We start from the raw sequence: 21,835 nt of genomic DNA, 5'->3' as shown, positions 1-21,835 counted from the left end.
CTCAGCCGAACCGGCCTTCGGCCCAACGCGCGGCGAAGTATCCGCCGAGGGCCGACACCGTTGTCAGCATCGTGCCCCAGCACAGATCGATGACCGTCAGTCGCGCCGACCAGACATTCAGCGTGGCCTGGTTGGTCAGGTCGTAGGTGGCGTAGGCGACGAAGCCGAGGACCGCCCCGTTGAGGGCCGCCCTCTGCCAGGCGCCTTCCCTCAGCGCCGGCTCGATCGCCAGGAAGACGGTCCCGCCGATCGAGATCAGGTAGAACAGCACCGCCGCCTTCATGTCGGGCTTGTCCGCAAGGATCGGGCCCAGCACCGGCTTGTACAGTCGGTTGGTCATCAGGGTCAGCCAGACCGCGTCGATGACGGCGAAGGTCAGTCCGGCGCCGAGATAGGCGGCTACATATTTGATCATGCCGTGGCTCCCCGGACCGGCTTCAAGAGATAGTGGCTCACCGCCCAGGTGGCGCCGTCGTCGTTTCCGAACAGACCTGCGGTGGCGAGGTAGAACCGCCGCCAGCGCCGCCGCCACAGCGCCGCGTCGGCCCCGTAGGTCTCCCGCATCAGCTCCATCACCCGGTCGGCGTTAGCGTCCATGTTGGCCAGCCAGTGATCGGCCGTGCGTTGATAGTTGACCCCGCTCCAGGTCCATTCCTGCTCAACGCCGAAGACGTCGCCGAACTGATGCATCAGGCTCCGGCTCGGCATGACGCCGCCGGTGAAGAAATGCTGGGCGATGAAGTCGCCGCTGTCGGTGTGGTCGAAGCGGTACGGCGCGTCGCGGTGGGTGAAGACGTGGACGAACATCCGCCCGTCCCGCTTCAGCCAGCCGTCGGCCCGCGTCAGCAGGGCGCGCCAGTTGGCCATGTGTTCGAACATCTCGACCGAGACGATCCGGTCGTAGCCCTCGCCCATCGGCGTCGGCGCCTCGAACTCGTTCATGTCGCAGGTGATGACCGTCAGGTTCGTCAGCCCCCTCGCCTTCGCCTCCGCCTCGATGTGGCCGCGCTGGCCGTGACTGTTGGAGACGGCGGTGATCGACGCCCGCGGATAGCGCTCGGCCATCCACAAGCTGAGGCTGCCCCAGCCGCAGCCCAGTTCGAGGATCCGCTGGCCGTCAGCGAGGCCAGCGTGTTCGCAGGTCTCCGCTAGCGCCGCCTCCTCGGCTTCGTCCAGCGTCGCGTTGGGCGAGGTGTAGAGGCAGCAGGAGTATTTCAGCCGCTTGCCGAGGCAGATCCGGAAGAACTCCGGCGGCAGTTCGTAATGCTGTTCATTCGCCGCCGCCGCGTGTTCGGCGATCGCGCGGCGGGCCATGTCGCGGGCGAAGGCGGCCGGATCGTGGGGCCCCTCTCGGTCCAGCCGACGGCGGGCCTCCGAGACCAGGCTGTCGATCGCGGGGCGGGCGATGAAGTCCGGAAATGGCGCGTCCTGCAAGCGGCGAATGGCGACGTTGGCGATGTTCATGGGCGGTTCCTGACGACGGCGAACGGCTCAGCTACGGCCCGCGGGGGCGTCCGGATGAGTGTTAGGCATCCGACATTGCAGCGGAACCGTAGCTTTGCCGAACTTCACCCGGAGTCGGCATGTCCCCGCACCTCGTTTCAGACACCGCCGCTTCGCCGCGCGGGCAGCGCATCGCGGTCGTCGGCTCCGGCGTCGCGGGACTGTCCTGCGCCTGGCTGCTGTCGCAGGAACACGACGTGACGCTGTTTGAGGCGGACAGCCGTGTCGGGGGCCATTCCAACACGGTGGACGCCCCCTCCCCCAGCGCGCCGGTGCCCGTCGACACCGGCTTTATCGTCTACAACGAGAGCAATTATCCCAATCTGACGGCGCTGTTCGCGCACCTGCAGGTGCCGACCAAGCCGGCGATGATGTCCTTCGCGGTGTCGATCGACGACGGCGCCTTCGAATATTGCAGCCAGGGGCTGGGCGCCCTGTTCGCCCAGAAGCGCAACTACGCCAGCCCGAAGTTCTGGCGCATGATCGGCGATCTGCTGCGATTCCAGAAACAGGCGCCGCGCGATCTGCCAGAGCTGGAACGCTCCGGCGAGACGCTGGAGGCCTATCTGACACGCGGCGGCTACGGCCCGCTGTTCCGGGAAGCCCACCTGCTGCCGCAGGCGGCGGCGATCTGGTCCTGCACCATGGGACAGATGGCCAGCTATCCCGCGGCGTCCTTCGTGCGCTTCTACATGAACCACAACCTGCTCCGGGTGGACCTGAAGCCGACCTGGCGCACAGTAGACGGCGGCAGCCGGTCCTACGTCAGCCGTCTTGTTGAAGCGTTCCGGGGCCGGATCGTCACGAACGCCGGCGTCACCGGCGTCCTGCGGGGACTCGACGGCGCCGCGCTGCGCTTCGCCGACGGGCGGCTGGAGCGGTTCGACGCCGTGGTGTTGGCGACCCATTCGGATCAGGCGCTGGCGCTGCTGGAGGCCCCGTCCGCGGAGGACCGCCGGCTGCTCGGGTCCATCGCCTACCGCCCCAACCGGGTGATCCTGCACCGCGACACGTCTCTGATGCCGAAGCGGCGCAAGGCTTGGGCGGCATGGACCCATCTCGGCTATTCCGACCGAGCCGGAGAAGGCGGCGTCACCTACTGGATGAACGAGCTGCAGAGCCTGCCTGGCCCGCCGCTGTTCGTCAGCCTGAACCCCGCCGTGGAGCCCGACCCCGAGCTGGTGCTCGGCGAGTGGGACTACGAGCACCCCGTATTCGACGGCGCGGCAGTGGCGGCGCAGCGGGAGCTATGGGGCCTGCAGGGCCGCCGCAATGTCTGGTTCGCCGGGGCGTGGTTCGGCTCCGGCTTCCACGAGGACGGGCTGCAGGCCGGCCTGGCGGTCGCGGAACAGCTGGGCGGAGTGCGCAGACCCTGGTCGGTGGAGGACGAGAGCGGGCGAATCCATCTCGGCGCCGACCCTCACGCGCGTGACCTCATGACCGAGGCCGCGTGATACATCCGTCCTGATGGAGTCCGCGGCCCGCAGCAGCATCTATGTCGGCGAGGTCGTGCACCAGCGCAGCCGCGACTTCACCCATCGCCTGCGCTACCGGCTCTGGATGGTCTTGGTCGATCTCGACGAACTGCCTTCGTTGCAGGGTCGCCTGCGGCTGCTTCGCAGGCGGTTCGCTCCGATCACCCTGCGGACTTCCGACCACGGCGACCGCTCCGGTCGCCCCTTGCGGGTTCAGATCGAAGAGCACCTCGCCGCCGCGAACATCGACATCGGGGGCGGTCCGATCCGGCTGCTGACCATGCCGCGGATCCTCGGCTACGGCTTCAACCCGATCAGCGTCTTCTTCTGCCATCGACAGGACGGGACGCTGGCCGCCCTGCTGTACGAAGTCACCAACACCTTCCGCGAGCGTCACAGCTATCTCGTCGCCACGCCGGTGATGGACGACGAAGCCGTGCGGCAGACGGCTGACAAACGGTTCTTCGTCTCGCCCTTCATGGACCGTGACCTGACCTACGACTTCACCGTCCAGCCCCCGGGCGCGACCGTGTCGATCGTCGTCGGCGTGCGACGGGGCGAAACGCCAATCCTGACCGCCGGATTCAGCGGCGCCCGCCGGCGGCTGACCGACGCCCAGCTGCTCCGCGCCTTTCTCACCCATCCTCTGCTGACCTGGAAGGTGACGGCGGGCATTCACTGGGAGGCGTTGAAGATGATCCTGAAAGGCGCGCGCTACCGCCATCGCGGTCCCAAACCCGTGCGGCCGGTCACGGTGGGCCACTCTGTCTGAACGTGGCGGCCTTGCCGCCGTGGGCGCATCGCCGTATTGAGCCAGAGACGCCGCCGATATTCATCAGGTGGTGAAAATCATGAGGAAGCGATGCGGAAGATCTTCCCCGACGCGGCGACCGCGCTGGAGGGCCTGACCTTCGACGGCATGACCGTCATGTCCGGCGGGTTCGGCCTGTGCGGCATTCCCGAGCACCTGATCGCGGCCCTGCGCGACAGCGGCGTCAAGGATCTGACCGTCATTTCCAACAATGCCGGAGTCGACGGCTTCGGCCTCGGCCAGCTTCTGGGCACCCGCCAGATCGCCAAGATGATCTCGTCCTACGTCGGCGAGAACAAGGAGTTCGAGCGCCAGTACCTGGCCGGAGAGCTGCAGCTCGAGTTCAACCCGCAGGGCACTCTGGCCGAGCGCATCCGCGCCGGCGGCGCCGGCATTCCGGCCTTCTTCACCGCTACCGGCGTCGGCACGCTGGTCGCCGACGGCAAGGAAGTCCGCAACTTCAATGGCCGCGACTATGTCATGGAGACCGGCCTCGTCGCCGACCTGTCCATCGTCAAGGCGTGGAAGGCCGACGGTCGCGGCAATCTCCAGTTCCGCAAGACGGCCCGCAACTTCAATCCGATGATGGCGACGGCCGGCAAGGTCACTGTCGTCGAGGTCGAGCACATCGTCCCGACCGGGACGTTCGACCCGGACCATATCCACACGCCGGGCATCTACGTCGACCGCATCGTCCTGACCTTGCCCGAGAAGCGCATCGAACAGCGCACCGTCCGTCAGAGGGAGTCCGCGTAATGGCCCGCACCCGCGAACAGCTCGCCGCCCGCGCCGCCTGCGAGCTTCAGGACGGCTTCTACGTCAACCTGGGCATTGGCATTCCGACCCTGGTGGCCAACTACATCCCGCACGGGATGGAGGTCACGCTCCAGTCCGAGAACGGCATGCTGGGCATGGGCCCCTTCCCCTATGAGGACGAGGTCGACGCCGACCTGATCAACGCGGGCAAGCAGACCATCACCGAGATCCACGAGAGCAGTTATTTCAGCTCGGCGGACAGCTTCGCCATGATCCGCGGCGGCCACATCAACCTGTCCATCCTAGGCGCGATGGAAGTGGCCGAGAACGGCGACATCGCCAACTGGATGATCCCCGGCAAGCTGGTGAAGGGCATGGGCGGCGCGATGGACCTGGTCGCTGGCGTCAAGCGCGTGGTCGTGGTCATGGATCACGCCAACAAGCATGGCCAGTCCAAGGTGCTGAAATCCTGCACCCTGCCGTTGACCGGCACGGGCGTGGTCAGCCGCATCATCACCGACCTGTGCGTCTTCGACGTCAAGCCGGACGGCGCCGGCCTCGAGCTGATCGAACTGGCCGACGGCGTGACCCTGGACGAGGTCGCGAGCAAGACCGAGGCCGCCTACACCGTGGCGGCGGGCCTCGGCTGAAACAAGGTAGCAAGCGCCGCGAGCGCCTGCTCGGCCTCGTTTCTATCCGGCGTCTCGTCCGATACCCCGTAGCCGACCATCTGGCTTGCGCCATTGGCCTGAATTACGATGCCGTCGTGGCGCGGCACCATGCCCACGCCCCGATAGAATAGGGCATAGGTCACCTCGGGCTGCGGCGTCAGCCAGGCGATCTGACCCCGAACGGGCACGACGCTCTCGTCCCCGAACAGGGCCCGCGCCCCATAGCCTGTGCAGTTGACCACCACCGGCTCGGCCAGCCCAGCCAGTTCCGACGGATGGCCAAACGTCCGCTGTACGATCCGCCCGCCCTCCATCAGGAACGCTTCAGTCAGCTGTCTCGCATATTCCGCCACGTTGAAGGTCATGACCGGCCCGACCGCCACCTCGGTGAGGGGAAACGGGTGCTGGTCTGGCGCCAGTTCGCGGAATCGCGGCGTTAAGTCATCCAGACGGTCGCCGTAGCGTGCGAAGCCCACCCGCCCCGGAGTCGGCGCGGGTCCAACGGGTGTGTTCGCGCCTCTCTCGGCCCGCAGATCGTATTGATCGATGAAGCGCACCGGGTCGCCGTCAAGGCCAACGAAGGCGTGGTGGTCCGCCCACGACCGCCGCGCCATCGTCTCCCACCGCGCCGGAAAGTCTGCCGATACGGCCGCCGCGGCGGCGATCCGCGAGTCGGGGGACCAGACGCCGGTAGCCCGCGCCGAGCGCGTATGCGGCGTACGTTCGGCTGCGTAGATGGTGACCGGCGCGCCCGCCCTCAGAACCTGCAACGCCGTGGTCAGGCCGATCGCGCCGCAGCCGATGACGGCCACCGGCCGCAAGCCGCCCTCCAGCGCGAGATCACGGGCCGCTGCCGCCGATCCCCATGAGAGGGACCACCCCGATCCCCCATGGCCGTAGTTGTGGACGACCCGCTTCTCGCCGACGGTCTCTACCTCAATGCGCGGACCCTGCGCCCTGAACGGCCTGAGGCAAACGGTTATACGGCTCAGGCGACCGGGATCCGTCAGCAGCGGCGCAAAGGGCGGCCGCTGGAAGCGGGGCCGCGTCAGCGATGGAGAAGATACGACGCCCGGGGCACATCCCGCGAGCCCGGCGGAGCCCAGGCCGGCGAGAACCATTCGGCGGTGCAGGATGGCGTCCAACGCTAGTCTCCCGGAACACAGCTAGTGCATCATCGGGGAGAAGATCGCGGAAGGCGAGGCCGACCGCGTTCATATCGTCGCCGAAATCGCCCCCGCGCTAGCGCGTGTTGGCCTCGGTCCACGCCACAATCTGGGTGTTCAAGTCGCGGGTGGCGGTGTCGAAGGCCTCGACGATGGCTCCCACCCGGTTGGCCGCGGCGGGCTGTTCCACGCTGAACATCCGCTCGGCGGCGACGTTGCGCTCCGGCAAGGTCGTGACGCGGGCCCGGGCGGTGATGACCACCGTCGGCGGGGCCCCCGGTGAGTCGTAGCGGGCCTCGAACGCGCGCACGTCGATGTCAAGGCTGCGGCCGCTGCGCACGGCCTCGCGCGTCGCCACGACCCGGACCCTCGTGGCCTGTCCAGCGAAGGCGTTTTCCAGGCTCTCCATATAGAGGTCCTCGGCCGGCGAGACCCAGCGCGCGCCCTTGATGTAGGCGGTCTCGGTCCCGGTCACGCCGAGCAGCCGGTCGCCCGCCACGGCTTCCGGAAACTCCGCCCGCCGGAGCGCGATAGCGGGCGCAGCCGAGCCGATGGTCTGCGACGCGGCCGGCGCCGCCCCGCCGAAGCGATAGGTTTGCACCGGGTCGGGCGACTTCAGCAGGGCGCAGCCGGTCAGGGCGGCGGCGACGGCCCCGAGTGCGGCCATGCGGTAGAGCTTCGAACGGTTCATGGCTGGACCTCCAGTTCCTTGGTCGGCGGACGGCCGATGAAGTCGCGCGGGCTGGACCGCACCTCCTCGATCAGCCCTTCCAGCGCGCGCGTCGCGTCGTCGAGCGTCTGGATGGATTGCTGCAGCTGCGGCAGGCCGGTGGTGGCGAAATCGCCGAGCGGGCGTTCGAGTCCGCTGATCGTGCGGTTGGCAGAGGCGGCCGCTTCGGCGGCTTGATCGGCCGCGCGATTGACGTTCGCCATGGCGCGCTGTCCGTCGCCCTCGATCAGTTGCCGGGCGCTGACGCCGAGCCGCTGATACTCCTCGACGGCGGCGTTCGCCTTGGTCAGCGCCTGCTCCAGCTGCGCGAACATGCCCTTGCGGGCCTCCAGCTCGCTGGACAGGGCCTCGACGTTCTTCACGCTGGTCGAGAACGACCGAATGTTGTCGTCGGACAGGACTCGGTTGATGCGGTTCAAGGCGTCGACCGTCTGGGCCAGCACCGTGCCGGAGCCGCTGAGCAGCTCCGCGATCGGCGACGGCTGGCTCTGGATCACCGGCACGACGTTTTCGGCGTACTGGGTCTTCAGGATGGCGCTCTGCGGGTTGCCGGCGGTGATCTGAATGTAGTTCAGGCCCGTGATGCCCTGCGGCTCCAACTGGGCGCGGGAGGTGACCCGAACGGGCGTGGTGCCGTCCACCCGGATGCGCGCGATCACCTGGTCGCCCTTGCGCGGGTCCAGATTAAGATCGGTGACTTCCCCGACGCGGATGCCGTTGAAATGCACCTCCCCGCCCTCGGACAGGCCGCGAACGGGTCCGTAGAAGACGATGTCGTAGACGTCATAGTCGTTGTTGAACTGCAACCGGGCCAGCCAAATGGTGAACACCGCCAGCGCCGCGAGCAGGGCGACGGTGGCGATGCCGATGGCGGCGTAGTGGGCGTCTCTTTCCATGCGTCGGCTCTCCTTAAGCCGCCTTGTCCGCAGCGCGTCCGCGCGGACCAAGGAAGTATTCCCGTATCCACGGGTGTTCGGAACGCTCCAGTTCCTGAACCGTCGCCTTGGCCACCACATGCTTGTCGGCCAGGACGGCGACCTTGTCGGTGATGGCGTAAAGGCTGTCGAGATCGTGGGTGATCATGAACACGGTCAGGCCAAGGTCGTTGGACAGCTGACGGATCAGCGCGTCGAAGGCGGCGGCGCCGATGGGGTCGAGACCCGCGGTCGGCTCGTCGAGGAACAACAGCTCCGGGTCCAGCGCCAGCGCGCGGGCCAGGCCGACCCGCTTGCGCATGCCGCCCGAGAGCTCGGCGGGCTTGAGGTGATGAGCCTCCGGCTTCAGCCCGACCATGGCGATCTTCATCTCCGCCAGCTCGCGGATCACATCCTTCGACAGGTCGGTGTGCTCGACCAGCGGCGAGGCCACGTTCTCAATGACGCTCAGGGCCGAAAACAGCGCCCCCTGCTGGAACAGGATGCCGGTGCGGCGTTCGACGTCGGCCTGCTGCGCCGCGGTCATCGTCGCGCGGTCATAGCCGAGAAGCCGGATCTCGCCGCCCTCGGGCTCCTTCAAGCCGATGATCGAGTTGAGCAGCACCGTCTTGCCGGTGCCGGACCCGCCGACGACGCCGAGCACCTCGCCCCGCTCCAGGTCGAGATCGAGATTCTCATGGATGGTGCGCTCGCCGAACTGGCTCAGCAGGCCGCGCACCTCGATCAGGCGCTCGGGCGCGGCGGGCTTCTGTTCCGGCCCGGTCACAGGTTCAGCTCCAGGAAGATCAGGGCGAAGATCGCGTCCAGCAGGATGATGGCGAAGATGGCCTGAACCACGGCGGCGGTGACACGACGGCCGAGGCTCTCCACGTCGCCCGCCACCGCCATGCCCTGCCTGCAGCCGATGGCGGCGATGACGATGGCGAAGACCGGGGCCTTGATCATGCCGACCATCAGGTGCTGGCCCATCAGGGGGTCCTCGCTGATGCGCTGGACAAAGAACGAGGGCCCGTAGCTGAGCTGGCTCCACGTCACCAGAAGGCCGCCCAGCAAACCCGCGAGCATGCCCACGAACGTGAGGATCGGCAGCATGAGCACCATCGCGGCCAGCCGGGGAATGACCAGCGCCTGGAACGGGTTGACCCCCATGACCTGCATGGCGTCCACCTCCTGATTCATCCGCATCGACCCGATCTCGGCGGCGAACGAAGACGATGAGCGGCCCGCCAGCAGGATCGCGGTGATCAGCACCGCCAGTTCGCGCAGCGTGGCCACGGCGACGAGCTGGACCGTGAAAACGCCCGCCCCGAACTGGGTCAGCAGATTGGCCCCAAGGAAGGCGATGACGGCGCCGATGAAGAAGTTGGTCACCGCGACGATCGGGATGGCGTCCAGCCCGGAGCGCTCGCCCTGGCTGAACCAGGCCGGCCAGCGGATACGGCCCGGGTGCCGGAGGGCCGAACCTGTGGCGACGATCAACCGTCCAAGAAAGGCCAGCGACAGCGTGGCCTCGGCCAGGATGTCCTGAACCCCGCGGCCGACCTTTGCGAAGGTGCGAACCCAGCCCGGCGAACGGCGGGGCGGATCGGCGCTCTCGCGCTCGAGCCGCTCGACCACGGCGTAGGTGCGGCCGGCTTCAGGCCTCTGGGCCCACGCCGAGGGGGGAAGCACAACATTCGAGGCCTTGACGATGGCCAGGGCTCCGGCGGTGTCGAAGCGGCCCATGTCCGTGAGATCGACCGCCTCGATCGGACGCTCGGCCAACTCCTCGTCAAGGCGCGCTGAAATCCGGCCGAGCTCGGTCGCGGTCCAGTCGCCGGTCAGACGCAGGGTCAGACCCGGCCCGCCGTCCTCGATCTGGAAATCCGCTGCGGCCATGCCCCTACCTAGATTGCGCCATCCGATTTGACTACGCCGTGGAAACGGCAAAGCTGGGGCGGGACTCACAACGCCGCCGCGGCGTAATCGTTCAGCCACGGTTCCGGATCAAAGCAGGGTGCGGACGCGCTTCAGGTCCGCCACGAACCGCTCGCGCTCCGCCGCCTTCGAAGCGGCGTCCGGAATCCGCAGGAGATAGGACGGGTGAACGGTCAGCAGAACCCGCGCGCCGTCAGGCTGGGTCAGCGCCACGCCCCGCTCCTTCGTGACCGCGACCTTGCGTCCGAGAACGCCCAGCGCGGCGGTCGATCCGAGCGTGACGATCACCTTGGGCTTCACCAGCCGCCGCTCGGCGTCCAGCCACCAGCGGCAGGCGCTGACCTCGCTGACGGCCGGCGTCTTGTGGATGCGCCGCTTGCCCCGCGGCTCGTGCTTGAAATGCTTGACGGCGTTGGTGACGAAGGCGTCGCCGCGGTCGATGCCCGCCTCGTCCAGGGCGGCGTCCAGCACCTGACCCGCAGGGCCAATAAAGGGCTGACCTGACAGATCCTCCTGATCGCCGGGCTGTTCGCCCACGATCATCAGCGGCGCTTTCCGCGCGCCGGCGCCGCAAACGCCCTGCGTCGTGTCGCGCCACAGCGGGCAGCGGCGGCAGGCCTGCACCGCCCGGTCCAGTTCGTCGAGGTTGGACGGGACGAACCCCTCGTCGAATGAGGCGTCGCGGCCCATCCGGGCGAGGGTCTTGTCGAGGCGGGCGTTCGGCGTGGATGCGGGAGCGGCGACCATGTCATCGGTGCGAACCGACGATCGGGCCACCAGTTCCGGGATCAGGGAGGCCTCCGGCAGGTTCTTCCAGTACCGTTTCGGCATCTCCCCCTGCATGGTCTTCGTCTTCAGCCGGGCGGGGTTGAAGGTCGAGGCGTAGTAGGTCTTCCAGAACGCCTCGATCTCGTCCTCGGCGGGCGCCATGTCACGCGTGGCGGGCGGACCGAATGTCAGCGCATCGGTGTCCCACACGGCTGCGCCGTCCGGAGTCAGGATCGACCAGCGCATATTGGCGAAGCGGCGGGCGAAGAAGGGCGCGGTCATCTCCAGCACCCGGTGGGCCGGTTCGAACCACGCGACCCAGCGCTCGCCCGCGTTGTCGAACGCCTGCCGGAAGCGGACGAAAGCCTTCATCTTGTGGCTGGCCCGGCTGACGTTCTTCGCCCGCTCCATGGCGTCGGCCACGTCCGCGTCGCTGACGATCCGGATCAGGTTCGGCTCCTCGCGCAGCCTCCACAGCAGGCGGTACAGCAGGTCGAACCGGTCCTCCGAGCGGTGCAGGATCACCGATCCGGCCAGATCGACGAACGCCTTGGGGACCACGAACTCTTGCGCGCTCTTCCCCTCCACGGGCGTGGGGGGAAAGTAGATGTCGAACAGACCGTTCTGCGCCGTCTCGGCTCCGACGGCGAAGCGCACCTGGTCGGGACGCAGGCCTTCCGTCCGGAACTGACGCGCTGCAAGGCGCCAGCCCTCGAAGTCGGTTTCGTGCGCCAGCGCTCCAACGCGCATCAGAACAGGCTCAACTGCACCGGTTTCGCCGCCGGGGTCAGGCGGGCGCGCAGGTCGGCGGCGTCGGTCAGGCCGCCGGGCGTCCAGTCCAGGGCGGTGATGAAGGGCCGCACCTTGTCCACGCCTCGGCACAGTCGCCCGACATCCTCCAGCCGCAGGGTGCGCCAGCGGCGGATGCTGACGATGCGGTCGACCGACTTCACGCCGAGCCCCGGCACCCTCAGCAGCATCTCCCGCGACCCCGTGTTCACATCAACCGGAAAGACGGCGCGGCTGTTCAGCGCCCACGCCAGCTTGGGATCGATGGCCAGGTCCAGCATGCCGTCGGCGGCCGCGGCCTCGCCGATCTCGGGCGGCGAGAAGCCATAGAAGCGCATCAGCCAGTCTGCCTGGTACAGACGGTGCTCCCGCATCAGCGGCGGCTTCGACAGCGGCAGGGCGCTGGAGGCGTCCGGGATCGGGCTGAAGGCGGAGTAGTACACCCGGCGCAGGCCGTAGCCGGCGTAGAGCGATGCGCTGCGGTCGATGATCTCGGTGTCCGGCGCCCCGTCGGCGCCGACGATCAGCTGGGTGGACTGGCCGGCGGGCGCGAACTTCGGCGGTCGCGCGCGGTCCTTTTTGCCGGGCCGCGCCGCCTCGACCTTCAGGCGAACGTCGCCCATGGCCTTCTTGATGACGTTGACGTCCTTCTGTGGCGCCAGCCGGTGCAGGGCCTCGTCGCGCGGAAGTTCTATGTTGGCGGACAGGCGGTCGGCGTACAGACCCGCCTCCTCGACCAGCCGGGGATCGGCTTCCGGGATCAGCTTCAGGTGGATGTAGCCGCGGAAGTCGTGTTCGATCCGCAGGGTCTTCGCCACGAGCACCAGCTGCTCCATCGTGTAGTCGCCCGAGCGGATGATGCCGGACGACAGGAACAGCCCCTCGATATAGTTGCGCTTGTAGAAGTTCAGCGTCAGCTCGACGACCTCGTCCACGCTGAACCGCGCCCGCGGCACGTTCGAGGACGCCCGGTTGATGCAGTAGGCGCAGTCGTAGATGCAGAAGTTCGTCAGCAGTATCTTCAGCAGCGACACGCAGCGGCCGTCCGGCGTGTAGGCGTGGCAAATGCCCATGCCCTCGGTCGAGCCAATGCCCTTGCCCTTGCTTGAGTCACGTTTCGACGTGCCCGACGAAGCGCAGCTGGCGTCGTATTTGGCCGCATCCGCGAGGACGGCGAGCTTTCTGCGGAGATCGAGTTGGGCCATATGTTCTCACTATGTTCCATAGCGAGAAGGGAAGTCCAGCGTGGCCGCAGGGCGTTTTGTCGCGCTACCTCAAATAGTTGAGCAGCGACACGTCACGCAGCTGGCTGATCACCTGCGCCGAGGCCTGGATCGCCAGCTGCGACAGCTGCAGGTCGGTCACCGCCTTGGCCATGTCGGCGTCGGTGCGGTCTGACAGCAGCTGATCCAGAGAGGTCTTCTGCGCCAGGTGACTCTCGGAGATGCTCTCGACCTGCTTCGCCAGCGAACCGGTCTTGGCCATCTTGTCGACTACGCCCGTGCTGGCCTGTTCCAGCCGCGACAGCTGAGCGATCAGAAAGGTCTTTTGCGCCTCTGTCACCTTCCCGGTCAGGGGGCCTGAGCCGCCGTTGTGGAAGTCGTTCAGGTCGCGAAGGATCGCCATCACGTCCGCGCCCAGTTCGTCTGCGAGGAAGCCCGTCTCCAGCGTGGTTCCGTCCGCCACGCGGCTGGCGGTCTTCAGCGTGTCGTTGCGGAAGACGGCGGCGGGCGCGGTGGCCGAGAGCTCGTTCAGGTTCGACGCCTCGACCGGCGCGGTCGTCGTCGATGCTCCGGCGAACAGGTAGCCGCCTTGATGGCGCATGTTCAGCCCGCCCCGGATGGTCTGGAACTGACCCTCCAGCTCGAGCATGAGCGACCCAGCCGAGTCGGTCGCCAGCGCACTGCCGATCGCCTCGCGCAACGCGGTGATGCCGTCCGAGATCTGGCCCATCGCCAGATCCTGCGTGGTCAAGCGCGCGCTGACCGCCTCGGCGGTGTCGATGAAGCCCTGGATGCGGCTCTGAGAGCCTTTCAGCGCCGTCAGCGTCTCGGACTGTCGGCCGAAGCCGGTCAGGTCGGTGGCGTTCTTCTGGGTCGAGACGCGCTGCTGCGCCTCGGCAGAGCGGACCTGGCTGTTCATCAGGTTCAGCAGCGCTGACTGATAGTTCCCGTAGGTGGCGACGCGGCTCATCAGACCATCCCCAGAAGCGTGTCGTACATGTCCTTGCACGCCTGGATCAGGCGGGCCGAAGCGTTGAAGGCCTGCTGATAGGTGGTCATCAGCACCAGCTCCTCATCCAGATTGACGCCCTCGTGCGCCGTCTGGCGGGCGGTAGCCTCGGTATAGAGGGCGCCCGCGGTCTGCTGGCGGTTCTTGGCCGCCGCCGCCTTGCCGCCGATCTCCCCCGACAGCTCGGAGGCGTAGCGCGACACCGAGATCGAGCCGCCCGAAGAGTCTCCCGCGGGCTGGAAGTTGGCCGAGCGTTCGCCCGCATCCGCCAGCGTCAGGGCGCCCCGACCATCGCCCGGGCTCAAGGAGGCGGCCGGCGGGGCCACGGACAGGTTCAGCTGCGCCAGAGCCAGCCTCGACGGGGTCTGACGAATGTCGGTCCTCAGGGAGAAGCCGTCGGCCCGCGATGACCGCACGCCCCCGCCGATGCCGAACAGCTCCGTCACCGACACGCCCGAGGGAATCTGAGTCGTGGTGTCCGCCAGCACGCTGAGCGTCGGCGGCGGATTGCCGTAGCCGGTGAAGCTCAGGCTGCCGTCCGCGGCCAGGGAGAAGGCGCCGAAGCGGCCTATTCCGGCGGCCGGATCGTTCAGCCGATCGATCAGCTGCCCGACGCTGGTTGCCCCGACCGGAATCTCGACCTCGATATCGCGTAGCTTGCCGCCGTTCTCGCCGGTGAACCGGAAGGTGAGGTCCTCGCCCGCGCTGAAGCCGTGCAGGGAGTTCATCGTCAGGCCGTTGTCATAGAAGGCCGGGCGGTCGGTGGAGATCAGGTCGTTCAGGCCGAAATAGTGGGAAAAGCCGCGATCGGCCTTGGCCGACGGCGTCGTCGCGTCATCGGCGATGGCGACGCCGTTGGGCGCGGTCGCCGTGATCGACAGCCGCCCGTCGGCGAAGCTTACCGTCGCGCCGGCGAGTTGGCCGTCGAGAACCGTCAGGAAGTTGCTGGGGTCCGCCGGCGCTCCATTGACGGTCATCGTCCCGCCCGAGAAGACGATGTCCGCCCGCGACTGGACCACGCCCGCGGCGTTGGTGACGGCGACCGTCGTGCGGCCGGTGAAGCCTGCGATGGCCGTTTCGAACGACTGCCCTACGTTCCGGCCCGTCAGGCTGGTGGGAGCCGGCACCGCCGAGTTGGCGTTGTGCGCCCGGTTCAGCTCGTCGGCCATGTGAGACACCAGCTCGGCCAGCCGTTCGGCGGCGGCGGGCGCCTCGACGTCGCGCAGCTCGACCAGCCCCTTGATCTCGCCCGAGGTGACGGAATCCAGCAGCGAGCGCTTCTGCCCGCCCGGCTCGGTGACCCAGATCTCGTTGAAGGCCGTCTCGCCTGTGACCGTGCCTGCGCGGTTGTAGCCGAGCGTCGCGGCGCCTTCGCCGGCCAGCATGGTGCCGAGGCCCGTGCGGATCGAGACGCCGCCGACGGGGCGCACCGCGACCCGGATGTCCATCAGTTCGGCCAGCTGCCCGATCAGGGCCGCCTGAGCGGTCTCCGCGCCCGAGGCGTCGCCGTTAACGGCCGTCGCACGGGCGATCTCCAGGTTCAGCCCCTCGATCTGCGTCAGCAGGCTATTGGTCTTCTCGACTGCGCTCTGGATGCGGCCGTCGGCGTCCTCCCGGACCGCCTGAATCTGCTTCCCGATCCGGCTGGCCTCGTCGAACAGCGCCTGGGTCCGGAACAGGGCCTCCTGCCTACGGGGCGAAGAGGTGGGGTCTTCGGCGCTGGCGGCGAAGGCCGAGAAGACGCTGTCGACCTTGGAGAAGAAGCCGTCGCCGCCGGGATCGCCGAACAGCGACTGAATGCGGTCGTAGAGCTCATAGCGAACGCCCTGCCGCGCCGACTCCGCGCCGGCGTTCAGGCTGGCGGCCTGCAGGAACCGGTCGGTGGCCAGCCGGATGCGCGCCACCTCGACACCAGAACCCATGCCCTGGCTGGTCATGGTCTGTTGGTCGGCGATCTTGCGGACGTAGCCGGGCGTGTTGACGTTGGAGACGTTGTCCGAGACCACGCGCAGCTGGGTCTGGGCCGTGGCCAGCCCCGACGTCGCCGTGTTCATGATGGCGTTCAGCGACATGCGGCGGCCTCCATGAGGGCGGCGCCCGGCAAGCCTTGCCAGCCGCCACGCGCTTTTTGCCCGGCGGCGGCCTGAGCGTCGTCCAGCAAGTTATTGATTTCATGCAGCATCGCGTTTCGCGCCTGTGTCATGCCGTCCGAGGCGCGCAAGGGCCGGGCCACGCCGGGAGAGGCGCGAGGCGCCGGGCAAAATCCGTCGCCACACGGCAAGTTTCGACTGCGGCGCCGTCGGGAGGAGCAGCCAGGCCCTCTCAGGTATTCGTTCTCTTTCAACAACTTGGGCGGAAATCCCGAACTGGCCCGCGACTTGCGGCGGACCGTCCGAATGTCCGGCGCAGCAGGCGCCCAAGCCACCTTCGCCTCCCGGCGACCGCCCATCGGGTCCATGTCCGCCCAAGCCGTCTTCGCCATCGCCGCCCCCGTCGCGCCCGCCGCTCCGCACGGACCGGCCGGGTCCGCTGACGCGACCGGGTTCGCCGCGCTGCTGGCGACGGCCGCCGAGATGGGCGACGGCGTGGGCGAAGCGTCCGCTGATCTGCTGACCACAACCGTGGATGTCGAGACCGAAGCGACGGAAGCGGCTGAAATGCCGTTCATGGTCACTGCGGCCGCGCCGCTGGTGACGCTCCCTCCTCCCCCGCCTGCTGCTGCAGAGGCGTCTCCCCCGATCCCGGCCGCTGTCCCGGACCTGCCCGCTGAACTCGCTCCAGCGGCTCCCCCCGTTGCGGTCGATGCCTCGCCCCGGGGGTCTGGAACGGCGTCCGCACCTGCGCAGTCCCTGGCCAGCGCCGCCGACAAGAACACGCCACCGGCGGCGCCCTCCCAGACGGCGCCCCAGCAGACACTGGCTCCAGAGGCCGTCGAGGCGCCGCCCGCTCCGCCGCCAGCCAGGCCGGAAGCGCACGACGCGGCGGCTGCGGCGCTCCCGCCGCTCGCCACGCCCGCTCCGCTGCGCCCCCTGGCCGAGCGCACCTCGAAGCCGGCTGAACCGACCACTTCCGGCGCCGGCGAGTCCGTCGCGGCGCAGATGTCGGGGCCCAAGGACCGCGCCTCCGGTTCAACGACGCCGCCCGCCGCGGGCCTCGTCGCCGACAAGGCCGCCGGTCCGGCTGGCGGCAAATCCGAGGTGGCGACCGCCGGCCCGGAAGTCGCCGGAGACGCTGCGGCGTCGGAGGCGGCTCCGGTGGGCGACTCCGCCCGGCATGCCGACGCCGCGACGACCATCGCCCGCGAAACGGGGCTCTCAGGTCTCTCGCGCTCCACCATCGAAGCCACCGCCCAGATCGCCGCCCAGATCCTGCGCCGGCTCGAGGGCCGCTCCACCCGCTTCGAGATGGCGTTGCTGCCGGAAGAACTGGGGCGGGTCGACATCAAGCTGGATATCGACTCCGAGGGCCGCCTCGCCGCGCGCCTGGCGTTCGACAATCCCGCCGCCGCCACGGACCTGCGCGGCCGCGTCGACGAGCTTCGGCGTCAGCTTGAGGACGCCGGCTTCCACCTCGCCGACGACGCCTTCGAATTCGCCGATCGCGACAGCGGCTCCAGCGCCTTCGACCGGGGGCAGGACGACCGCGGCGGCTCCAGGCGCGCCTTCGCCGCGGCCCAGCGCCTGAGCGCCGAAGCCGACGCCGCCATTCCCCCGCGCTGGATGGCGCTCTCCCTCTCGCCTTCGGGCGTGGACGTGAAGGTCTGATCGATGGTCGACGCCGTCTCAACAACCACCGCGAACGCCGGCGCCCGCATCGGCTCCGGCTCCGCCATGCTGGCCTCGAACTTCGAGACCTTTCTGTCGCTGTTGACCGCGCAGCTGAAGAACCAGGACCCGCTGTCGCCCGTGGACTCCAACCAGTTCACCGCCCAGCTGACCCAGATGGCCGGCGTCGAGCAGCAGCTGCTGACCAACGACCTGCTCAAGGGCCTGCTGACGGCCCAGCAGGGCGGCGGGCTCGGTCAGGCCGCGACCTACATGGGCAAGACCGCCACCGCCGCCTGGGCCGCGACCAAGATGGCCGATGGCGAAGCGACCTGGAGCTACGAACTCGGCGCCAATGCGTCCTCCGCCACGCTGCAGGTGCTGGATGGATCAGGCAAGGTGGTCTGGTCCGGCGACGCGCCGTCGAAGACGACCGGCATCCACGACTTCACCTGGGACGGCAAGGCGACCAGCGGCAACAACGGCCAGGATGGGCAGGTCTACACCCTGAAGGTCGTGGCCAAGGACGCCGCCGGCGGCGCGATCGACGCACAGGTCCTGACCCGCGGACGCATCACCGGCGTCGAGCTTTACGACGGCCAGCCCTACCTCACCGTCGGCAACGCCATCCTGCCCCTGTCCAGCATCATCGCGCTGGAAGAAACCACCGCCGCCAACGCAGCCGCCGATGACGATGACGAGGGCCTGATGTCCTCGATCGCCTCTGCGCTGAACCCATCCAACCTGTTCTCGTAAGGAGCCCCGCGCCATGAGCATCAACAGCGCACTACTGGCCGGCGTGTCCGGCCTGACCGCCAACTCCGCCGCGCTCGCGGCGATCTCGCAGAACATCGCGAACGTGAACACGGTCGGCTACAAACGGACCGCGGGCGAGTTCCAGACCGTCATCAACAGCCAGTCGCAAGGGGCCGGCTATTCGGCCGGCGGCGTCCTGGCGACAGCGCGGCACTTCACCAGCCAGGCCGGACAGCTGCAGCGCACCACCTCGAACACCGACCTCGGCATCGCGGGTCAGGGCTTCTTCGTGGTGACGGAGAAATCCGAGAACCTTCAGGTCACCGACGCCCGCCTGTTCACCCGGGCCGGAGCCTTCAGCGTCGATAATCTGGGCTATCTGCGGAACACCGCGGGCCTCTACCTGCAGGGCTGGCCGGTGGACGCTGACGGCAACATCGCCACCGACCCGTCGGATCTGAATCGGCTGCGCACCGTCAACGTCGGCTCCGTCGGCGGCACCGCGGAGGCCACAACCCGCATCCAGCTGAACGCCAACATCAAGTCCAGCCAGCTGGTTTCGCCCGAGGCCACGGACGCGGCCGCCACGCCGCCCGGCGCCAACGCCTACGATCCGGTGACCAACTCGATGTCCATGTGGGATCCGGACACGGGCGCGGGGGTCAAGCCGGACTTCGAACTGACCATCCCGGTGTCCGACTCCAAGGGCGGCCAGCGCACGATCGCCATCTCGTTCCTGAAGAGCTCCACGCCCAACCAGTGGTACTCCGAGCTGCGGGCGATCCCGGCCTCCGACGTCGTCACCGGCTCCGGCCTGACCAACGGCCAGCTCAAGACCGGGCTCGTCGCCTTCACCCAGGACGGCCGGCTGGACGTCGACGCCATGACGGCCCTGGGGGCCCAGGCGCTGTTCCCCGATCCGACCGCCGCCACCCTGAACTTCGCCTCGTCTGACAGCGCGGCCCCCGGCCCCGGTGAATTCCAGTGGGCCCCGGGCCTCGGCATCGACGACCAGTCGCTGGCCTTCGACCTGTCGGCCTCGGCCGGCGGTCTGACCCAGTACGACAGCGCCTCGGTGGTTCAAGCCGTGCTGACCAACGGCACCGCCTTCGGCAACCTGTCGGAGGTCAAGATCGACGACACGGGCTTCGTCACCGCCATCTTCGACAACGGCGTGACCCGCCGGATCGCCCAGATCGCGCTGGCGACCTTCCCCAGCCCCGACAGCCTGACCCAGACCTCCGGCAACGCCTATCGCGTCAGTCAGGGCTCCGGGACCTACAACCTCAAGGCCGCCGGGTCGGGCGGCGCGGGCCTGATCGGCGCGTCCCAACTGGAGGCCTCGACGGTCGACCTGTCGGCCGAGTTCACCGGCCTGATCACCACCCAGCGGGCCTATTCCGCCTCGTCCAAGATCATCACCACGGCCGACGAAATGCTGGCCGAGCTGATCAGCATCAAGCGCTGATCCTGAGCCGACGGGGGCGTTGAACTCATGGATCTGTCGACCAGCAAACGACCGGGTGGGGAAAGGCGCCTTAGCCTTTCCTTCACCACGACGCTTAAACGGCCCTTAGCCGCCGACCGCTACGGTCACGCTCTTAGTGGTGGTGGTCAATGAGGCAAAAGCCCATGTTGCAAGAGCGACGCCTGAACAGTCGAGGCGAACAATATGTGGTGGGCCCTACGGGTACGCCTCTGACGATGCACGATCTTCCGCCGGCCGACACCGACCGCTGGGTTATCCGTCGCAAGGCCGAGGTCGTGGCCGCTGTTCGCGGCGGGCTGATCAGCCTGGACGACGCCCTCGCGCGCTATCGCCTGACCGCCGAGGAATTCCTCGCCTGGCAGAAGGCCATCGACAAATGGGGCATGCAGGGCCTGCGCACCACGCGCATCCAGCACTACGGCCGCCCGTAGATCAGCTCTCCCCGAAGAACAGCAGCGGCCGCTTCCGGAAACGGAGGCGGCCGTTGTCGTTTATGGCGCGGCCTCGAATTTGTGCGGGTTTCGCACTAGATAGCGCGCCATGACGCTAGACACGTCCACATTGGCCGAGCCCATTTGCGCGATCCCTGACATCGCCCCGCTGTCGTCCCCGGCCGACATGGATGCGGCGATCGCGTCCGCACGGGCGGCGGTCGGGCTGCCGGTCGGCTCGCGCGTGGTGGCGGCCATGTCGGGCGGGGTGGACTCCACCGTGGTCGCGGCCCTGCTGCACAAGGCCGGCTATGACGTGGTCGGCGTGACCCTGCAGCTCTACGACCACGGCGCGGCGTTGAAGAAGAAGGGCGCGTGCTGCGCCGGTCAGGACATCCACGACGCCCGCCTGGCGGCCGAGACGCTGGGCATCCCCCACTATGTGCTGGATTACGAGAGCCGCTTCCGCGACGCGGTGATCGATCAGTTCGCCGACAGCTATCTGGCGGGGCAGACGCCGGTGCCCTGCATCCGCTGCAACCAGACGGTCAAATTCCGCGACCTACTGGACGTCGCCCGCGATCTGGGCGCGGCGGCCATGGCTACGGGTCACTATGTCCGGCGCGCCATCGGTCCGGACGGCCGGGCGCAGATGCGCAAGGCGATCGACCATTCGCGCGACCAGTCCTACTTCCTGTTCGCCACCACGGCGCAGCAGCTCGACTACCTGCGCTTCCCTCTCGCCGATCTGGAGAAGCCGCAGGTGCGCGGCGTGGCGCTGGAGCTGGGCCTGCGCATCGCCGCCAAGCCGGACAGCCAGGACATCTGCTTCGTCCCCAATGGCGACTACCGCACCCTGATCGACAAGCTGCGGCCGCAGGGGCGCGAGGCGGGCGACATCGTGCACATGGACGGGCGCGTGCTGGGCGGACATTCCGGCATCACCGACTACACCATTGGCCAACGCCGGGGCCTGAATGTCGCGGTGGGCGAGCCCCTGTTCGTAACCAGGCTGGACCCGGTGAAGCGCCACGTCATCGTCGGCCCGCGCGAGGCCTTGCTGACCGCCTCGCTGACGCTGGACGAAACCAACTGGCTGGGCGACGGCGACAGCATCGAGGCCGCCGCCGCCAAAGGCGCGTCGGTCCTGGCGCGGGTCCGTTCGACGCGTCCGCCCTCTCCCGCCCGTCTGGCGCTGGCCGACGGCGCAGTGTCGGTGATGTTCGACGCCGGCGAAGAAGGCGTGGCGCCCGGTCAGGCCTGCGCCCTCTACGATCCGACGGATTCCGACCGGCTGCTGGGCGGCGGCTTCATCCAGACGACCGCCGCCGTTGTCTGACCGGCCGGACGCGCTGACGGCGCTCGCCGCGCGCGCCGGGCTTCCGGTCGAGTTCCAGTATCTGCTGCCGCAGTTCCCGCGCGACCGCTGGACGGCCGCGGGCCTCGACGAGACCGCCGCCTTCTGGCTGCAGATGCACGGCGGCTTCCGCTCGCATCAGACACACATGGGCGCCTTGATCGGGCAATGGCGCGCGGGCGGGGAGCTGTCGGCCCTGCACCGGCAGCTGATCCCGGCGCTCCAGTCCTTCCTGCAGCACCTCGACGGTCACCACCGCGTCGAGAGCGGGCACTATTTCCCGAT

Annotated in this window: 21 protein-coding genes; 10 read left to right on the top strand and 11 right to left on the bottom strand. The window is 68.4% G+C overall.

From position 1 onward, the window contains the following. Position 1: 1 nt before the first annotated feature. Complete coding sequence (locus tag VGB60_RS05925; protein WP_331037340.1) at positions 2–415, bottom strand: DUF2177 family protein; 414 nt, start codon at positions 413–415, stop codon at positions 2–4. After that, a complete protein-coding gene (locus VGB60_RS05920; RefSeq protein WP_331037339.1) occupies positions 412–1,464 on the bottom strand; it encodes a cyclopropane-fatty-acyl-phospholipid synthase family protein in 1,053 nt (350 codons plus the stop codon). The genes VGB60_RS05925 and VGB60_RS05920 overlap by 4 nt, the downstream gene beginning before the upstream one ends. A gap of 119 nt (positions 1,465–1,583) precedes the next feature. Between VGB60_RS05920 and VGB60_RS05915 the strand changes: the two genes are divergently transcribed. The 4 genes from VGB60_RS05915 (at position 1,584) to VGB60_RS05900 (ending at position 5,195) form a co-directional block, all read left to right on the top strand. Further along, complete coding sequence (locus VGB60_RS05915; protein WP_331037338.1) at positions 1,584–2,957, top strand: NAD(P)/FAD-dependent oxidoreductase; 1,374 nt, start codon at positions 1,584–1,586, stop codon at positions 2,955–2,957. Between the two features lie 13 nt (positions 2,958–2,970). Then, positions 2,971–3,750 (top strand): DUF1365 domain-containing protein, encoded by a 780-nt coding sequence (locus tag VGB60_RS05910; protein ID WP_331037337.1) that lies wholly within the window; start codon positions 2,971–2,973, stop codon positions 3,748–3,750. A gap of 90 nt (positions 3,751–3,840) precedes the next feature. Next, positions 3,841–4,545 carry a CoA transferase subunit A gene (locus tag VGB60_RS05905; protein ID WP_331037336.1) on the top strand — a complete coding sequence of 235 codons (705 nt, stop codon included), beginning with the start codon at positions 3,841–3,843 and terminating at the stop codon, positions 4,543–4,545. Beyond that, positions 4,545–5,195: a 3-oxoacid CoA-transferase subunit B gene (locus tag VGB60_RS05900; protein ID WP_331037335.1), complete on the top strand. Its 651-nt coding sequence runs from the start codon at positions 4,545–4,547 to the stop codon at positions 5,193–5,195. The genes VGB60_RS05905 and VGB60_RS05900 overlap by 1 nt, the downstream gene beginning before the upstream one ends. Here the strand turns inward: VGB60_RS05900 and VGB60_RS05895 are convergent. From VGB60_RS05895 to flgK, 9 genes are all read right to left on the bottom strand, one after another. After that, entirely contained in the window at positions 5,168–6,361 is a 1,194-nt protein-coding gene (locus tag VGB60_RS05895; protein ID WP_331037334.1) for an FAD-dependent oxidoreductase, read from the bottom strand. The two genes, VGB60_RS05900 and VGB60_RS05895, sit on opposite strands and share 28 nt — an antisense overlap. Positions 6,362–6,458: 97 nt before the next feature. Beyond that, positions 6,459–7,073, bottom strand: coding sequence for an ABC-type transport auxiliary lipoprotein family protein (locus VGB60_RS05890; protein ID WP_331037333.1), 615 nt, complete (start codon positions 7,071–7,073; stop codon positions 6,459–6,461). Continuing rightward, complete coding sequence (locus tag VGB60_RS05885; protein WP_331037332.1) at positions 7,070–8,008, bottom strand: MlaD family protein; 939 nt, start codon at positions 8,006–8,008, stop codon at positions 7,070–7,072. The genes VGB60_RS05890 and VGB60_RS05885 overlap by 4 nt, the downstream gene beginning before the upstream one ends. A 13-nt stretch (positions 8,009–8,021) precedes the next feature. Further along, complete coding sequence (locus VGB60_RS05880; RefSeq protein WP_331037331.1) at positions 8,022–8,813, bottom strand: ABC transporter ATP-binding protein; 792 nt, start codon at positions 8,811–8,813, stop codon at positions 8,022–8,024. Then, entirely contained in the window at positions 8,810–9,925 is a 1,116-nt protein-coding gene (locus tag VGB60_RS05875; protein WP_331037330.1) for an ABC transporter permease, read from the bottom strand. Before VGB60_RS05875 ends, VGB60_RS05880 begins: the two co-directional genes overlap by 4 nt. A gap of 108 nt (positions 9,926–10,033) precedes the next feature. Beyond that, complete coding sequence (locus VGB60_RS05870) at positions 10,034–11,482, bottom strand: UdgX family uracil-DNA binding protein (protein ID WP_331037329.1); 1,449 nt, start codon at positions 11,480–11,482, stop codon at positions 10,034–10,036. Then, positions 11,482–12,726: a putative DNA modification/repair radical SAM protein gene (locus tag VGB60_RS05865; protein WP_331037328.1), complete on the bottom strand. Its 1,245-nt coding sequence runs from the start codon at positions 12,724–12,726 to the stop codon at positions 11,482–11,484. Before VGB60_RS05865 ends, VGB60_RS05870 begins: the two co-directional genes overlap by 1 nt. 64 nt (positions 12,727–12,790) lie before the next feature. After that, a complete protein-coding gene (locus VGB60_RS05860) occupies positions 12,791–13,714 on the bottom strand; it encodes a flagellin (RefSeq protein WP_331037327.1) in 924 nt (307 codons plus the stop codon). Further along, the gene (gene flgK / locus VGB60_RS05855; RefSeq protein ID WP_331037326.1) at positions 13,714–15,825 is read right to left on the bottom strand and encodes a flagellar hook-associated protein FlgK; all 2,112 of its coding nucleotides are present in this window, start codon (positions 15,823–15,825) and stop codon (positions 13,714–13,716) included. The genes VGB60_RS05860 and flgK overlap by 1 nt, the downstream gene beginning before the upstream one ends. A 384-nt stretch (positions 15,826–16,209) precedes the next feature. On the opposite strand from flgK, the gene VGB60_RS05850 reads away from it, so the two are divergent. The 6 genes from VGB60_RS05850 to VGB60_RS05825 all read left to right on the top strand — a co-directional run. Then, entirely contained in the window at positions 16,210–17,517 is a 1,308-nt protein-coding gene (locus VGB60_RS05850) for a flagellar hook-length control protein FliK (protein WP_331037325.1), read from the top strand. A gap of 3 nt (positions 17,518–17,520) precedes the next feature. Beyond that, positions 17,521–18,273, top strand: a complete 753-nt coding sequence (locus VGB60_RS05845; protein WP_331037324.1) for a flagellar hook assembly protein FlgD — start codon at positions 17,521–17,523, stop codon at positions 18,271–18,273. Between the two features lie 13 nt (positions 18,274–18,286). Beyond that, on the top strand, positions 18,287–19,741 hold the full coding sequence (flgE, locus tag VGB60_RS05840) for a flagellar hook protein FlgE (RefSeq protein WP_331037323.1): 1,455 nt from the start codon (positions 18,287–18,289) through the stop codon (positions 19,739–19,741). Between the two features lie 164 nt (positions 19,742–19,905). After that, positions 19,906–20,193: a DUF1153 domain-containing protein gene (locus tag VGB60_RS05835; RefSeq protein WP_331037322.1), complete on the top strand. Its 288-nt coding sequence runs from the start codon at positions 19,906–19,908 to the stop codon at positions 20,191–20,193. A 109-nt stretch (positions 20,194–20,302) separates the two neighbouring features. Continuing rightward, positions 20,303–21,532, top strand: a complete 1,230-nt coding sequence (mnmA, locus tag VGB60_RS05830; RefSeq protein WP_331037321.1) for a tRNA 2-thiouridine(34) synthase MnmA — start codon at positions 20,303–20,305, stop codon at positions 21,530–21,532. Continuing rightward, positions 21,525–21,835 (top strand): hypothetical protein (locus tag VGB60_RS05825; protein WP_331037320.1); only part of this gene is annotated, 311 nt, incomplete at its 3' end. The genes mnmA and VGB60_RS05825, both read left to right, overlap by 8 nt.

Source organism: Brevundimonas sp. (assembly GCF_036399195.1).
In the GTDB taxonomy this organism is placed as follows: Bacteria; Pseudomonadota; Alphaproteobacteria; order Caulobacterales; family Caulobacteraceae; genus Brevundimonas.
The sequence above is the reverse complement of the archived record's forward strand: the minus strand, read 5'-3'. Positions and strand labels throughout refer to the sequence as shown.